The sequence below is a fragment of the Streptomyces sp. NPDC001851 genome (genome assembly GCF_040297165.1).
In the GTDB taxonomy this organism is placed as follows: domain Bacteria; phylum Actinomycetota; class Actinomycetes; order Streptomycetales; family Streptomycetaceae; genus Streptomyces.
This window is the reverse complement of record NZ_JBEOYR010000031.1, coordinates 36,057-50,397: the sequence shown is the minus strand read 5'-3', so window position 1 is coordinate 50,397 and position 14,341 is coordinate 36,057. Positions and strand designations below refer to the sequence as shown.

At 70.2% G+C, this 14,341-nt stretch carries 12 protein-coding genes; 2 read left to right on the top strand and 10 right to left on the bottom strand.

Annotation, left to right across the window (positions count from 1 at the left end; genetic code table 11):
• Positions 1-32 precede the first annotated feature (32 nt).
• Genes pqqE through pqqC form a run of 3 tightly spaced genes read right to left on the bottom strand, consistent with a single transcriptional unit; the run spans position 33 to position 2,180 of the window.
• Positions 33-1,145, bottom strand: coding sequence for a pyrroloquinoline quinone biosynthesis protein PqqE (gene pqqE, locus ABT171_RS34345; RefSeq protein ID WP_351250323.1), 1,113 nt, complete (start codon positions 1,143-1,145; stop codon positions 33-35).
• Positions 1,138-1,473 (bottom strand): pyrroloquinoline quinone biosynthesis peptide chaperone PqqD, encoded by a 336-nt coding sequence (gene pqqD / locus ABT171_RS34340; RefSeq protein WP_351250322.1) that lies wholly within the window; start codon positions 1,471-1,473, stop codon positions 1,138-1,140. The genes pqqE and pqqD overlap by 8 nt, the downstream gene beginning before the upstream one ends.
• Positions 1,473-2,180, bottom strand: a complete 708-nt coding sequence (gene pqqC / locus ABT171_RS34335) for a pyrroloquinoline-quinone synthase PqqC (RefSeq protein WP_351250321.1) — start codon at positions 2,178-2,180, stop codon at positions 1,473-1,475. The genes pqqD and pqqC overlap by 1 nt, the downstream gene beginning before the upstream one ends.
• A 466-nt stretch (positions 2,181-2,646) precedes the next feature.
• Here pqqC and ABT171_RS34330 point away from each other — a divergent pair, with 466 nt between their 5' ends.
• Both ABT171_RS34330 and ABT171_RS34325 read left to right on the top strand, forming a co-directional pair.
• Positions 2,647-4,032 (top strand): Dyp-type peroxidase, encoded by a 1,386-nt coding sequence (locus tag ABT171_RS34330; protein ID WP_351250320.1) that lies wholly within the window; start codon positions 2,647-2,649, stop codon positions 4,030-4,032.
• A 37-nt stretch (positions 4,033-4,069) separates the two neighbouring features.
• Complete coding sequence (locus ABT171_RS34325) at positions 4,070-4,942, top strand: YncE family protein (RefSeq protein WP_351250319.1); 873 nt, start codon at positions 4,070-4,072, stop codon at positions 4,940-4,942.
• A gap of 72 nt (positions 4,943-5,014) precedes the next feature.
• On the opposite strand, the gene ABT171_RS34320 is transcribed toward ABT171_RS34325, so the two are convergent.
• The 7 genes from ABT171_RS34320 to ABT171_RS34290 all read right to left on the bottom strand — a co-directional run bounded on the left by ABT171_RS34320 (position 5,015) and on the right by ABT171_RS34290 (position 13,929).
• Positions 5,015-5,812, bottom strand: a complete 798-nt coding sequence (locus ABT171_RS34320) for a hypothetical protein (RefSeq protein ID WP_351250318.1) — start codon at positions 5,810-5,812, stop codon at positions 5,015-5,017.
• A gap of 225 nt (positions 5,813-6,037) precedes the next feature.
• Positions 6,038-7,195 (bottom strand): alkaline phosphatase family protein, encoded by a 1,158-nt coding sequence (locus tag ABT171_RS34315; RefSeq protein ID WP_351250317.1) that lies wholly within the window; start codon positions 7,193-7,195, stop codon positions 6,038-6,040.
• Positions 7,196-7,315: 120 nt separating this feature from the next.
• Positions 7,316-8,755: a flavin-dependent monooxygenase QhpG gene (gene qhpG / locus ABT171_RS34310; protein WP_351250316.1), complete on the bottom strand. Its 1,440-nt coding sequence runs from the start codon at positions 8,753-8,755 to the stop codon at positions 7,316-7,318.
• Positions 8,752-10,140 carry a radical SAM/SPASM domain-containing protein gene (locus ABT171_RS34305; protein ID WP_351250315.1) on the bottom strand — a complete coding sequence of 463 codons (1,389 nt, stop codon included), beginning with the start codon at positions 10,138-10,140 and terminating at the stop codon, positions 8,752-8,754. The genes qhpG and ABT171_RS34305 overlap by 4 nt, the downstream gene beginning before the upstream one ends.
• 14 nt (positions 10,141-10,154) lie before the next feature.
• Positions 10,155-11,024, bottom strand: a complete 870-nt coding sequence (locus ABT171_RS34300; protein ID WP_351250314.1) for a LodA/GoxA family CTQ-dependent oxidase — start codon at positions 11,022-11,024, stop codon at positions 10,155-10,157.
• Positions 11,021-12,412 (bottom strand): hypothetical protein, encoded by a 1,392-nt coding sequence (locus ABT171_RS34295; protein WP_351250313.1) that lies wholly within the window; start codon positions 12,410-12,412, stop codon positions 11,021-11,023. Before ABT171_RS34295 ends, ABT171_RS34300 begins: the two co-directional genes overlap by 4 nt.
• 41 nt (positions 12,413-12,453) lie before the next feature.
• On the bottom strand, positions 12,454-13,929 hold the full coding sequence (locus tag ABT171_RS34290; protein WP_351250312.1) for a ferritin-like domain-containing protein: 1,476 nt from the start codon (positions 13,927-13,929) through the stop codon (positions 12,454-12,456).
• Positions 13,930-14,341 lie beyond the last annotated feature (412 nt).

Sequence of the window (14,341 nt, the reverse complement as noted above, 5' to 3'; positions counted from 1 at the left end):
GTGCGGTGGGCACGCGCCTCCTGGACCAGGGATCATTTCGGAGGTCTGCCGCCGGGCGCTCGCGGAACCACGGGCACTGGCCGGCCGGCTGCCCCGGTCGTCTCCGACTCGGCCACGATCCGGTCGACGAGTGGGCGGTGTGGCGACAGACGGCACACGGGGTCGGTCGCCGCGGGATCCCCGGTCAGCTCGAACGCCTGGCAGCGGCACCCTCCGTGGTCCAGCTCCCGGCGTGGGCAGCTGCGGCACGGTTCGCGCATCCAGTCCGTGCCGCGGAAGCGGTTGAAGGCCGGCGAGTCGTACCAGATGGACGCCAGGTCGGCCTGACGGATGTTCATCACACCGAGCCCCGGGATGCGGCCCGCGGCAGGGCACGGCAGCACATCACCGTTCGGGGCGACCGTCAGCTGGCGGCTGCCCCAACCGTGCATGCACGGCTTGGGCAGGTCCTCGAAGTAGTCGGCGACCACGTACACGATGTCCAGACGCGAGCCGGTACGGCACCGGGCCGCGCGCACCGCTCGCTCGGCGTCCACGAGTTGGGCCCGGGTCGGCAGCAACGCCGCGCGGTTGCGCAGCGCCCAGCCGTAGTACTGGGTGTTGGCCAGCTCCAGCCGGTCGGCGCCGACGCGTTCCGCCAGGGCGACGAGAGCGTCGATGTGGTCGATGTTCGCGCGGTGCAGTACGACGTTGACCGTCAGGGCCAGCCCCGCCTGCTTCACCGCGGCCGCGGCCGCCAGCTTGCGCCGGTGGGCGGGCCGGCCCGCGATGAGGTCCGCGCCGCCGGGGCGGGCGTCCTGGAAGCTGAGCTGCACGTGGTCGAGGCCCGCGGTGGCCAGCTCGCCCGCCCGGCGGGGCGAGAGCGTCAGGCCGGCGGTGATCAGGTTGACGTAGAGGCCGAGGCGGTGGGCGTGTGCGACGAGGCGGGGCAGGTCCCGGCGCAGCAGCGGCTCGCCTCCGGACAGGTGCGTCTGCAGCACGCCCAGTGCGCGCGCCTGGTCGAGCACGGCGCACCACTGAGTGGCCGTCAGCTCGTCGGCATAGGTGTCCAGGGCCAGCGGATTCGAGCAGTAGGGGCAGCGCAGGCCGCAGCGGTAGGTGAGTTCGGCCAGCAGGCCCAGCGGCCGGGGGGTGTGCTCAGCCACCGCGGTGCCTGCCGGTCTCGGGGCCCGCGCCGCCGCCCGGAGCCGGCGCCCGCGCCGGTATGACCGGTTCCAGCAGGTGGCGCGCGGCGAGCGCGGTCAGGAACGCTTCGACCTCCCCGGTGTCCACGGTGTCGTAGCGTTCCGCCAGTACGTCTGCGATCTCGGCCGCGCCGGCGGTGTCCTGGCACACGCGCAGGATCGCGGCCGCTGTCTCGTTGAGCAGCAGGACGCCCTCCGGGTGCAGCAGCACCGGTGTCTGCCGCACCGGGTCGTGACCGAGCCGGACCCCGCGTCGCAGCCGCCAGCACCGGGCCGGTACGCCGTTCATCAGCCCTCCGCGCGGGCGGCGCGGTCGAGGGCGTCGAGCATGCTCCACAGCAGCCCGCACTTGAACTCCAGGGCGGCGAGCGCCGCGTCCTGCCGCTCGCGCGTGGTGCAGTTCTCCAGCACCAGGTCCAGCGCATGGGCGGCGTCACTGGAGGCGGCCTCGATCCGGCGGTCGAAGTACTGGTGGCCGCTGGAGTGGATCCAGGGGTAGTGCTCGCGCAGAGCCGTCAGACGGGTGCGCATCAGCTCGGGCGCGAACAGCTCCGTGAGCGAGGCGGCCACCGCTTCCGTCCAGGGGCGGACCCGGGCGAAGTGGACATAGGCGTCGGTGGCGAAGCGGACACCGGGCAGGACGAGCCGTTCGTCCAGCACTTCGGCCCGCTTCATGCCCGCCGCGGTGGCGAGCGCCAGCCACTCCTCCAGTCCGCCGCTGCCGGTGTCGTCCCGCCCGTCCTGGTACCGGATCCGCTCCACCCATCTGCGCCGCACCTGTATGTCGGGGCAGTTGGCGAGGATGGCGGCGTCCTTCTGCGGCAGGCACTTCTGGTAGTACCAGCGGTTGGCGATCCAGCGTCTCACCTCGTCCTCGGTGAGCGCGCCGTCGTGCAGCCGCGAGTGGAACGGATGCTTGTCCCAGTACTGCGCGGAAAGGGCCTGCAGTGCTGCCTCGAACTCCTGCCGGGTGCGCGGCGGCGTGGTGATGTCCATCGGGATCCTCCCAGCCGGCCCCCTCGACACCGGCCGACGGCTACCTACGGCCCGCGTACGCCGTGACCTCGTGCGGCGTCTCGAACTCCGCGAACCGCGGGGGGACCCACCCGCGCCGCCGGCCATCCACGACAGCTCCTGCCGTCGTCGCGTCCCGCCCCTTGCGCGAGGGCGCCGGCCGTGCGGCGGGCGTGCGGACACTCCGGGCCGATATCTCGTACCTCATCGTTCGTCCTTCCGAAGAGGTTCGTACACGTCAAGTGTTTATCCCGCCCACCCCGTTCGCAAATCGTTCCGGTGAAACAAAGTACTTTTCCTGTCAACCGAGATTTTCACCGTTCAATTTGTCACCCGTGACCGGTGGTGCCGCGCACCGGCACATGCCAGGGCCTCGATCAATTCGCATATTCCAGCTCCCTTCAGCAGACTGAAAAAAGGTGCCGCAATATCGACAAAGGGGGCTGACATGCCCGTGAACCTCGACAACACAGCACCGCTGTCGTGGAAGAACGCCACCGGCGACGACGACACCATGCTCCAGCACTTGCAGCCGAACATCCTGAAGGGGCACGTCCGCGACCGTCTGCACATCCTGATCCTCCAGTTCGCCGACGCGTCCGCGGGCCGGGCCTTCCTGTCCGGTCTGGTCCCCCTCATGAAGTCGGCCAAGACGGCACTCGAAGAAGCGGACGCGTTCAACCAACACGACACGAAGGGCACCCCCTATGTCGGCGTGGGGCTGTCGAAGCTGGGCTACCAGGCGCTGGGTCTGGATGACGTGGAGTTCCACGACGAGGTCTTCAAGAAGGGGATGAAGCACCCCGATTCCGTGGCCCACCTGGGCGATCCCAAGAAAGAGCAGTGGCAGCAGGAGTACCAGAAGGACATCCACGCCGTCGTCCTGGTGGGCGACCACGATCCCGACCCTGCCGACGCCCGGCTCGCCGAGGTCAAGGCGCTGCTCACCGATTCGATCACCGTGATCGCCGAAGAGACCGGCCAGACCCAGCGCGATGACGCGGGCCGCGCGATCGAGCAGTTCGGCTATGTCGACGGGCGCAGCCTGCCGTTGTTCCTCGCCGAGGACCTGGAGGCGGAGCGCGACACGATGGACGGAACCGACGTATGGGATCCGTTCCTGCCGCTGGGCCGGGTGCTGGTCGCGGACCCGGGGACCGCCGACTCCGGCACGGACTTCGGCAGCTACTTCGTGCTGCGCAAGCTGGAACAGAACGTGCGGGCCTTCAAGGCGGCCGAGGAAGAGCTCGCCAATGCCCTGAATCTCACCAACGACGACCGCGCGCGGGCCGGTGCGATGTTCGTCGGCCGCTTCAGGGACGGCACCCCGCTCACTCTCCAGCCCAAGGCCATAGGACACACGCCGGTGATGAACAACTTCACCTACGGCGAAGACGCCGCCGCCCACAAGTGCCCGTTCCAGGCTCACGTCCGCAAGACCAACCCACGCGGGTCCGGAAAGTTCCAGGATCCGGAGGTGGAGAAGCTGCATCTGATGGCGCGGCGCGGACAGACCTACGGGGAACGGACGCCGGGCGTCGACCCGGAGAGCGGCGTCGGCCTGCTGTTCATGGCGTTCAACTCCCAGATCGACCAGCAGTTCGAGTTCGTGCAGCAACTGTGGGCGAACAACACCGGATTCCCCGCACACGACTCGCCTCCCGATCCCGGCCGCGACCCGGTCATCGGCCAGGGCAGCCGGCCTCCTCAGGCTTGGCCGCTGGTCTGGGGAGAGGACGGGACGCAGGAGGTCCCCGCTCCCGCCCAGGCCGTGACCATGAAGGGCGGCGAGTACTTCTTCATGCCCTCGCTGCCGTTCCTGAGCAGCCTGTGACCAGCGCGCATCCGTCCCCCAGCAGCCAGGACATGCCATGACCATCGAACGCGACAGTCGGGAACTGGCAGCGGCACACATGGACCCGCCGTTGCAGCGCCTTCTCGATGCGGCCCGGCAGAGGAACCGGCTGGTGCCCCGTGCCGAGACCGCGCCCCCGGTCGCGAAGGGGGTCACCACCATCCCGGTCGGGCACAGCCCGCACAGCGTGGCGGTGAGCCCGGACGGGACCCGCCTGTACGTGACCGAGTTCAAGGGGAATTCCCTGTCGGAGGTCGACCTCTCCCGTGGGGAGGTGGTGGCCACCTTCCCGGTCGGCGAGGGCCCGTACGGCGTGGCGGCCAATCCCGACGGACGGACACTGCACGTCACGGTTCCGGAGACCGAGACGCTGTTCGTCATCCACCTTCCGGACGATGAGCAGGGCAGCGGCTTCGGCCATGCGCCGTACGGGGTGGCAGCCGGCCCCGACGGAAGGCGCGTCTATCTGGCGCTGGCCCTCGAAGACCGGGTGTTCGTCACCGACGCGTTCGCGAAAGGGGACTTCGGAACGTTCACCGGGCTGGACTTCCCGGTCGGCGTGGCGGTGAGCCCCGACGGGCGGACTCTGTACGTCACCCACTACTTCTCCGACCAGGTGTCCATCGTCGACATCGCGGACAAGGCGCTGCTCGGCCGTGTCCCGGTCACCATAGGCCCGTACGGTGTGGCGGTGAGCCCCGACGGAGACCGGGTGTACGTGGCCCACTTCCCCTTCGACAGCGTGTCGGTGATCGATCCCGGCCGAGAGGAAGTGGTGGGGACGATCCCGGTCGGCGGCGCACCCCGGGGGGTGGCCGTCAGCCCGGACGGCACCCACCTCTACGTGACCAACTTCTTCGCCGACACCGTGTCGGTCATCAGGCTGTGACGGGGTCCCGCCCAGTACGGGTGTGACGGGGGTCCCGCCCCGTCCGGGGCGGGACCCCCGTCGCGTGGTGACTCAGATGCAGCCTTCGTTCTTGTTGGACCATTCCTTCTGAACGGTGAAGTCACCGACTTTGCGGGTCTTCCAGGCGCAAATGTCGCCGATTTCACCGTTTTCTTCGTCGTACCAGCCGCGTCCGGGCACCGGATCGGTGATCGCCTCGCACAGTTCATGGGAGCTGGTGGAGGTGAGAGCGTCGAGCTCTCCGAGTTCGCCCAGGCAGCCGGGGCAGCCGGGGTACGGCATGACGGCGTAGAAGATCTGCCCGCCGATATCGCTGTGGTAGCCGCAGAACGCCTGGCAGGAGCGGGATCCGCCCTGCACCACGGTGATACCCGGGGGCAGGTACACGAAGTACAGGGTGTTTGCGTCCGGCACCGGGAAATCGGGGTTCGCGACGAGCTCCTGCTGAAGCATGTGCTGGACAGCGGCGTCACTGACGACCGTCTTCGGCCTGGGTGCGGTGACAATGGCTCTGCCGATCCGGCGACCGTGTCGGATCTGCTGCCCGTTGACGCTGTATTCCGACAGCTCGTCGATCAACTCGCTGCTCAGCACGAAGTCGAAGAATTCGTCCAGCTGCGTAGCGGTGTCGAACAGAGAACGGTTACCCCCCCAGTCCGCCCCCCAGTAGACGGTGAACACCTTGACAGAGCTGAGGATCGGACCGCCCATATACCTGAGGTGTGGGACAGTGACGGGGGGAGCGCCTTCGATCGGGCGAAGAAATTCTTCTTCGACGCTCAGTGGAACGATCCGTATGGGGTCCCTCACGGACGGTACCACCGCGCTGTGCGGCTTTTCTTTGGTCATGACTGTGGTCCTCTCGCGACCCGCGGGACGAGGACCCCCGACGTCGGCGGGACAACCGGCCGACCGGGAGGAGTGTTCAGAATTTCTTGGGCGTGAGGTGATTCTTCACCTCACCCTCATGGGATGTGGCATATGCCGCCGATTCCATCCTTCCACCGGGTGACATATTGTCAAGGACCGGCCGTGGTGGACGGTTCAAACGTAGAGGCTTCAATTTTCGGCTGGTCAGTGGGTCCTGATGAGCACATCCCGCGGTCGGCCCAGCGAAGTGCCATCGCGCAGGATCACTTCATCCACGAGCTTCGGACCTGCGACCGGTGAGGGCGGCAAAGGCGCCGGCTGCGGCGTCGGCTGCGGCGGGGCCGGCAGCCTGATCTGGCTGCCGAAGGCGGGCGGCTGCGGCATCGTGCCGCCGCCCCCGGCCAGGTCGACCAGGTCCGCCAGGCCGCCGTCATTGTCCACCCGGGGTACACCGAGTGGCGGCAGACCGAGCAGTTGCAAAGCGGTCTTGGGGAGACTGACGTGCGAGCACCACCGGCTGTCGATGCCGGGGCGGACCCGACCGCCGAACATCAGCAGCGGTACCCGGGGGCCATAGGCCAACTGGACGCCGTCCGGTGTGTACTCCACGTTGGGCGTGGCGACATGGTCGTCGAAACCGCCCCAGTCGTCCCAGGTCAGCAAGAAGACCGTCTCGTTCCACCGCCCGGCCTGCACCACCGCGTCTACGGCCTGCCAGACCGCGTCCATGCCGAGTGATACGTCCGCCGTCGGGTGCTCGTCGAACGGTTCGTCGTGCCACACCATGGCGAGCGTCGGCAAGGAGTCGTTGGCGGCGTCGTTGAGGAACTGCTGCGACGGCTTGGCCGAGCGGACGATGTTCGCCGACCCCTTGAGCTGCTGGTAGAACTCGACCGGGTAGCCGGTGGCGCCGGTGTAGGCCTTCCAGCTCAGGCCGTTGTCCTGGGCGAGCCCCGGCAGGGAGGGCAGGTCCCACACCGGTTGGGTGTTGTGGCGGGGGTTGCGCAGCGTTGGGGACTGGCCGCCGACGATGAGCAGGTGGTTCGGTGTCGAGTTGGTCCCGAAACCGGAGCAGTGGTTCTCCAGGAACGCCCCGCTGGCGGCCAGCCAGGCGTAGAACGGCAGCACCGAGGTGGTGTCGAACTGGACATGATCACTGGTGGACTGGGTGAGCCAGCGGTAGTAGGCGTGCCGGTCGTGCGGCGGGTCGAACAGCGGGGGGTTCGGCGAGACCGGCCAGCCGGTGGCGATGTTGGCGCCGTAGGCCGCCATGGAGAGGAAGTAGTTGTCCGTGGTGTGGTTCTCCTGAACCAGGAACACCACGTGCTTGACAGGGCCAGCCGGGGTCTGCGGTTGTGTCATGGGCCACCCTCAGGGCATGGAACGTACACAGTACGAACTATTGATTGACGCTCAGTCGTCTGAGCACTACCCGACTGGGGATCCGTCACCAGAGCGGAGCAATCGACGTCCGGTGTCGGACTACGGCTGGGGCGCCAGCAGGCCCTGTCCGTGCAGCCACGTGGCCACGGTCAGGGCCTGGTCGGCCGGCATGGTGCGGCTCCACGCACGCAGGGTCTCGGCGAGTGTGTGCCCGCCGTGCAGCGACGCGACCAGCGGGGCGAGCGCGTGCCCGCCGAGATAGGCCACCGGCCGGGGCAGCGCGGGATGGACGAGCGCGGGGCGGAAGGCCACCTGGTCGCCCACCACGCACGGGGTGCTTGTCAGCCGGCCGGCGGGTGCCAGGCGTACCCGCCGGTGCATGAGGGCGGCGAGGCCGGGGCGGGGCGGGGCTTCCCGTCCGGGGTCCGGGAGCGGCCGGGAGCGGCGGCGCCAGAAGTCGTTGCCCCGGTATGGCAGATGTTCCGCGTAGTAGCCGCCGGCCCAGCGCGCGTGCTGCTCGGCCGAAGCGCGCTGGCTGTCACGGTAGTAGGCCAGCGCGGCCCGTCGGTCACCGCCCGCACCGAGCAGGGTGTGCACGGTGACCGCCCCGGCCATGGCGCTCTGCAGAGCCTTGTCCACCCCTGAGGAGGAGAGCGGGTCGATCGCGAACGCCGCCTCGCCCAGGCTGATGCGGTCCTCGGCAACGGGGTCGGGATCGAGGTAACCGGTGGCGTCGCAGACCGCCACCGCACTCGCGGGCCGGTCCGCCGCCAGCTCGCGCAGCAGCTCGGAGCCGGCCAGCAGGCCTCGCAGGAAATCGGCCCGCGAGGAGCGGTGGACGCCGGAGCGGCGCAGCTGCTCGGGGTCGGTGAAGGCCATGACCCGGTACTCCTCGCCCGGCAGGAGCGTGCCCCACAGCCAGCCGTGCGGTCCGGCCTCCAGGCAGGTCGGCGGGACTCTCCTGGTCCCGACGCGCCACGCCGCGTACAGCGCGACCGTCCGCGGGTCCGTACGGGTCACCCGCCCGCCGAGGACCCGCGCCCGTCCGGTGGCGTCGACCAGGAACCGCGCGCGCAGGCTCCGGGGCCCCTCGGGCGTCGTGAGCGGCACCTCCCAGCCGGCGTCGAGGCGGTGGGGCCGGTGCGCGCGGGCGGGCTGGAGCACCGTGACGCCGGCGGACCGGGCGGCGTCCAGCAGGAGTTGGTCGAAGCGTGCACGGCAGACCGTGAACCCGCTCGCGCCGGCCGGCGGACGGACCCGGCGCACGCGCTCGTCCGCCCAGCGCACGCACGACCAGGCGGGGGCGACGAAGCCCGCGTCGCGTACGGCCTGCAGCAGCCCGAGGCTGTCCAGCAGCGGCCGGACGGCCGGAGTCAGCGCCTCCCCCACGTGCGGACGCGGAAACGGGTGCCGCTCCACCAGCAGTACCCGGTGGCCCAGTTCGGTCAGGCGCCGGGCACAGAGGGCACCCGACGGTCCGGCACCGAGGACGCAGACCTCGGTGTGGATGCGCCGGGCGGGCTCTGCGCCGTCGGTCACGCCGGTGTCCCGCCGGGAGGCGCGGGGCGGAACCAGTCGGGCCTGCGGCTGAGCAGCCGGTGGTACGCACCCAGGGCGTAGTGCAGCCAGCCGCGGATGTATTGGCAGGCGGGGCGGCCACGGTCGATCACCTCGTGGTGGCAGCCACCGCCGCACAGATAGCGCGCCCAGCACGATCGGCACGGCTCCTGGCGGTGCACATGCCGCTCGGCGAGCCAGGTCAGCTGCCGCGCACGGTCCACGCCCCGGTCGAGGCTGCCCAGCACGCCCCTGGGATCGCCCACGAAGCGGTGGCAGGCGGCGAGCTCGCCCTCCGCGGAGACGCCCAGGTACCCGGCGCCGGCCCCGCAGGGATAGGGGCGATGAGTGCCCCGGTGGAGCTCACGCAGCGCGTTGGCCAGGTTGGCGAACGGGTAGCGGCGGCCTGCGACCACCTGCCGTTCGAACTCCTCGCCGCATGCCACCATCTGATCGAGCATCAGCTCAAGGTCTTCGGCGGACAGTTCGCCCCGGCCGGTCGGGGAGTTCAGCAGGGGCGAGAAGCCGACGCTGTGGAAGCCGAGTCCGACGAACGCGTCCAGGGTCTCCCGCAGGGCGAGATTGTGCGGGGTCACCGTCACCCGTGCCGAGACCTGCATCCGATGCTGCGCCGCCAGGAGCGGGGTCACGTTGGCGATCACCCTCCGGAAGCTGCCCTGTCCGCCCCGGTAGGGCCGCAGTGAGTCGTGCGCCTCCCTGGTGCCGTCCAGGCTCACCGTCACCGCGAAGCCGTGCCGCTCGAAGAAGTCGGCGTCCGCGGCGGTCAGCGTGGTGCCGTTGGTGGTGATCGAGAAGGTCGCCGGCACATCCCGTTCCGCCGCGAGCCGGACCGCGTGTTCGGTGGCGGCGTGCACCACGGGCCGGTTGAGCAGGGGCTCACCGCCGAGGAAGGCCAGGTTCACCCGCTCTCCCGGTGCGGCGTCGCGGAAGAGCAGGTCCACTGCGGTGAGCGCGGTCTCGGGCGACATGCTGGTGGGTGTCCCGCCGAAGCTGCCCTGCTGGGCGTAGCAGTAGGTGCAGCCCAGGTTGCACTTCTGCGCCACCGAGAGCGACAGGGCGCGCACCGGCGGCTCGGCGGGAGGCCGGTCGTCGATCAGCGGTGGGGCGTCCAGCCCGAGTTCGGACATCAAGCGGGACAACCCGGAGCCGTCGCCGGCGTGCCGGGCGCGGTCGAGGGCCAGGTAGCTGTCCGCGTCGAGGTCGAACAGGCGGTTGCCGTTGACCACCAGGGCGTGCCGGCCGACCTCGGTGCGCAGCAGGTGGAGGTCGGGACTGACCGGGGCGGACAGCTCGAACAGCTCGCGGGCCGGCGCCCCTGTCGTGGGTGGGGTGAGGGAAGGGTTCATCGGACAAGGCCTCGTCAGGAGTGGTCCGTGGGGCGGCCATCGTCCGGGTAGTCCCGGCCGCCGACGATGAATCGCAGGTGCGACTGCCATTCCCGGAACAGGTTGTCGTACGTCAGGAGGCGGGTGTCCCGGCCGTTGTCGAGCACGTACTCCTTGGGTTCCCGATGCACCGAGAGCCAGTTGTTGCCGACGCTGACACCCTGTTCGTCCACGTCCACGTTGACGTAGTCCGGCCGGCTGGCGGCCCAGTAGTAGCAGGCGCACTCGCGGTAGTCGTTCTGCCAGGGCGAGCAGAGGCTGCGGGTGAGGTCGCCGGGCTGCACCAGCTGTTCGTCGATCACCGCCGTCCGGTCCTCGGTCGCCTCGCTCACGGCGAACAAGGGACGGATGACCAAGTCGACGGAGCGGAGCTCGGCCGGGTCCTCCGGGATGCCCACCGGGTTGTCGCTCGGCTGCATCGTGAACTCGCAGGCCACCGGCTGACCGGCATGGGCGTCCAGGACCTTCGCGAGGGAGTTGGACCATTCCAGCATCGTCACCCCGTCGGGGTTACCGGCCGAGGTGAGCCTGCGGGGCGCGCTCCTGGGAAGCTGCGGGCCGAGCAGGTCGCCGACCATCGGTTCACCGGCCACCCGGAGCAACCGGCAACCCTCCAGCTCCTGGTGGTCCGGATCGGCCCGGACCACCAGGTTGTCCGCCTCGTGCAGCTCGATGCCCTCGAAGATGCGGCGCCAGATGTTCCGGAAGTCGAACTCAAGGCCGGGGAAGGCGTTGGAGATGGCGGAGGCGGCCAGGGTACTGGGCGGGTTACCGGGTGCCCGGTAGTGCAACTGCGCCGAGAGGTTGCTCGGCCGGATCGAGGTGATGGGCTGCGGCTCGGTCATCCCCGCTCCTCGGGGTCGGAGGTCGAAGTGGCGGCGGGGCCGTTGTCGGTGAAGATCGCCCGCTGGGCGGCCTTGCGGACGAGGTCGACCTGGCGGCGCGTCAGCGCGAGGGAGCGGCCGTCCGCACCGCGCATCAGAGCCGGCATCTTGCGCCGCCCCTTGTTGGACAGGTCGCCGACCTCGTCGAAGTCGCGCAGCACGTCGGCGAACCAAGGAGCCGTGCCGCTGCGCAAGCCGGTGAGCACCTGCTGGTGCAGGCTCAGCAGCGCGCTGCGGTCGACCAGCGACGGAGCCATGATCGGCTCGTACAGGCGGCCGGTGTCGACGGTGTCCTGGTCGACCATGGTGGAGGCGTTGCGGACCTGGCCGTTCACCGTGTTGCCGTTCAGCACGGCCGTGTTCATGAGCCGGACCGTGTCGAAAGCACGCCGGACCACCTCCTCAGCGGCCTCCGGCGACACCTGGTCGGCGGCGACCGTGGGGCCGAACATGGCCTGCTCCAGCTCGTCCGCGACGGCGCGTACCGGGAAGCTGTCGGGAGCGTAGGCCGGCGGGCCGGCGCCGATCCGGCCGTAGGCGCTCAGCAGGGTGCCGTCGATGGTGAGTTCGGCCCTGACCAGGCCGTCGCACTCGTCGTCCAGGTAGCCCGAGCTGACCCAGTCGTCGCCCTGTGCGACACCGGCATAGATCCCGGCCGGTTGGGTGACCCGGGGGTCGTTGGGGTCGTGGTAGCCGAGCCACGTGCCCCGGTTGGCGTCGTACAGCGCGTCGACCACGTTCGGGTCGGGCTGGGAGGCGGGGCTGGAGCCGTAGACGCGGCCGGCGGCGGGGGTGAAGCGCAGCCGGATGCCGGGGAACTCCGGGGTGGGCTTCAGGTATCGGACATGCCCGAGCGGAAGTGCCTTGCCCGCCAGGAAGTTCGGGCAGGTGCCGTTGAGCGGGTGCACCGCGTGGTCGTTGACGGGGCCGACCCGCGCATCGATGCGGTCGTTCTCGTCGCCGGTCCTGCGGTGGATCTTGTGGTTGGCCACGTGCACCGACCAGCGCACGTCCTCGGGCCCGAGTCCGTGACGGGCCAGCAGGTCGAGGGTCAGCGGTTCCAGTACGTCCTCCCGGTCCGGCTGCGCGGTCAGCGCCCAGACCTCCAGGAACGGAGCCACCGGCCGGACCTGGCCGTCCTCGGTGAAGCGCAGTGCCGGCGGCGTCTCGGCCGAGGTGATGGCGCCGCTGTCCGGATCCACATGGAAGGTGGGGGCCGGCTGCACCTGCCGGGGCGCCAACGGGCGGTCCGGGTCCACCAGTACCTCGTAGTTGTCCATCGGCCGGGCGGCCGAGCCCAGGCGGCCGATCGCCAGGGGCGGCAGGATCCGGAGTTCCTTGATGGCCACGCTCTCTCCTCGTCGGTGGTCGGTCGGTTGCCGAGGGGTGTTCAGCGCTCGGCCAGCACGCGTTCGGCGAACTTCCGTGCCTGGACGTCGGTCTCGCGAAGCGCGCGCAGGTACGCCTCGCCCTCCGGCCTCAGCCTCGTTTGGAGCAGGTCGTCGACGGCGCGCAGCGAGGCCTCGGTGAGATCGCGCTGGAGCAGCCACCGGTTGCGGTCGCCCGCCGGAAGGTCCAGCGTGTACGGCATCTCGAACGGCGGACCGGCCAGCAGGCCGTCGGCCCGTTCGCGGTCGAGCGGGAGCTGGAGCAGCATTCCGGCGACGGCCCGGAGGTTGTACATCTCCCCGAATGCCCGGTGGATCAGCGATCCGCGCGCGGTCAGGGTGGTGCCGTTGTCGAGCGGGCCGGTCAGACGGAAGCTGTGTGCCACGTCGGTCAGCAGCATGCGGTAGCGCAGGTTGAACAGGTGGCCCCAGCGTGCGGCCTCGGGATCGGTGATGGGGTTGACCTCAGGGCGCGACTGGTCCGGTGCGAGGGCCTGCGTGTGGATCAGTGCCACGGTCTCCTCGTTGAGCCGGTGGTCGGTGCGTGGGTTCTCGGCCACCCGCCGCGCGACGGTGTCCTGGTCGGGCGGGTCGAGCCGGTCCAGTTCGCGGAAGATCGTCAGGAAGCGGAAGAAGTGGGAGAGATCCTGCGGATCCGTGCCGGCCGCGCTGCCGGCCGCGGGGAGAGGCGCCTGCATCGGAGGGAGCGCCTCGCCCTGATCACCGATCTGCTTCAGCGCGTTCAGGGCGGAGTCCCGCGAGGAGACGCCGATGATCAGCAGGTCGGGCGACTGCGTCTCGGGCACGCTGCCGGCGTCCCGGCCGCGTTCGCCGAGGGTGTAGCCGCGGCCCCACTCGTGCCAGGAGGCCTGGTAGGGCAGGGTATCGGCCTGGAAGGCGGCATCCGGGATGCGATCGCGATCCCCCAGAATGTCGGCCAGCCGTTCGTAGAGGGCGCCCACGCGGTTCACCGGTGCGCCCTGCTGGCCGGCGGCCAGCCGCCGGATCCGCTCGGCTTCCTCGCCCGTCCAGTTGGGCGGGCTCTCCGCGCAGATGTACCGGGCGAGCGTTTCCTGGGTGAGCCGCCGGAGCGTGAACGGGAACGGATAGAAGTCCGTGCCCCACGGGTAGTCCTCCCGGTTGAGGTTGACCGGGCTGCCGAGTGCGATCAGGAGGTTCTGCACGGTGAGCAGGTGGCCCATCTCCTCCTTCGCGATACCGAGGACGATCTCCTGCCATCGCCGTACGTCTGCACGCAGGTGCTCGGGGACCTGTGGTCCGCCCAGCGAGTACGCGGCGAAGAGGTACTGCACCATCAGGGAGTGCTCGATCTCCGCGGCGATGTGCAGCAGCAGCACGGTGTAGTCGCGCCAGTTGAACTCCGGCGGAAGGACCGGCCGGCGCACCGGTGCGGCTTCGTCGCCGACGGCGGCCTCGATGAGGACGGACTCCAGGTGCCTGGTCATCCTCGTGCGCATGGGTACCGTCCTCGGGCTCGGCGCGTCGGGGCGCGGCCCTCCCGTGGCCGGGGCAGCACCCGCAGTGGCATATGCCAGAAGGCCTTCCCGCCGGGATACGAGCGTCCAGGCCGTGACACCCGTCCGGCGCACGGCGCACACGCGCACAGGACGCCGGGGTTGTGCGCCGGGGGCGCTCGACCTTCCCGATGCGCTGCCAGCGCCCTGGACCCTCCGGTGCGGCACGATGGCTTGCGCAGGCTCACCGTGGCCCCTCTCACGCCCCCAGTCCGCCCATGCTTCAATCGCCACCGTGGTGTGCCTGACAGCGGTGTTCTTCCCCGCCCCGAACCGGACCAGGACCGGACTTCATGGGGCCGCGGGCCGGCGAGGCGTCACCCGCCCCGGCGCTACAGGGTGCTCGGCGCGGGCG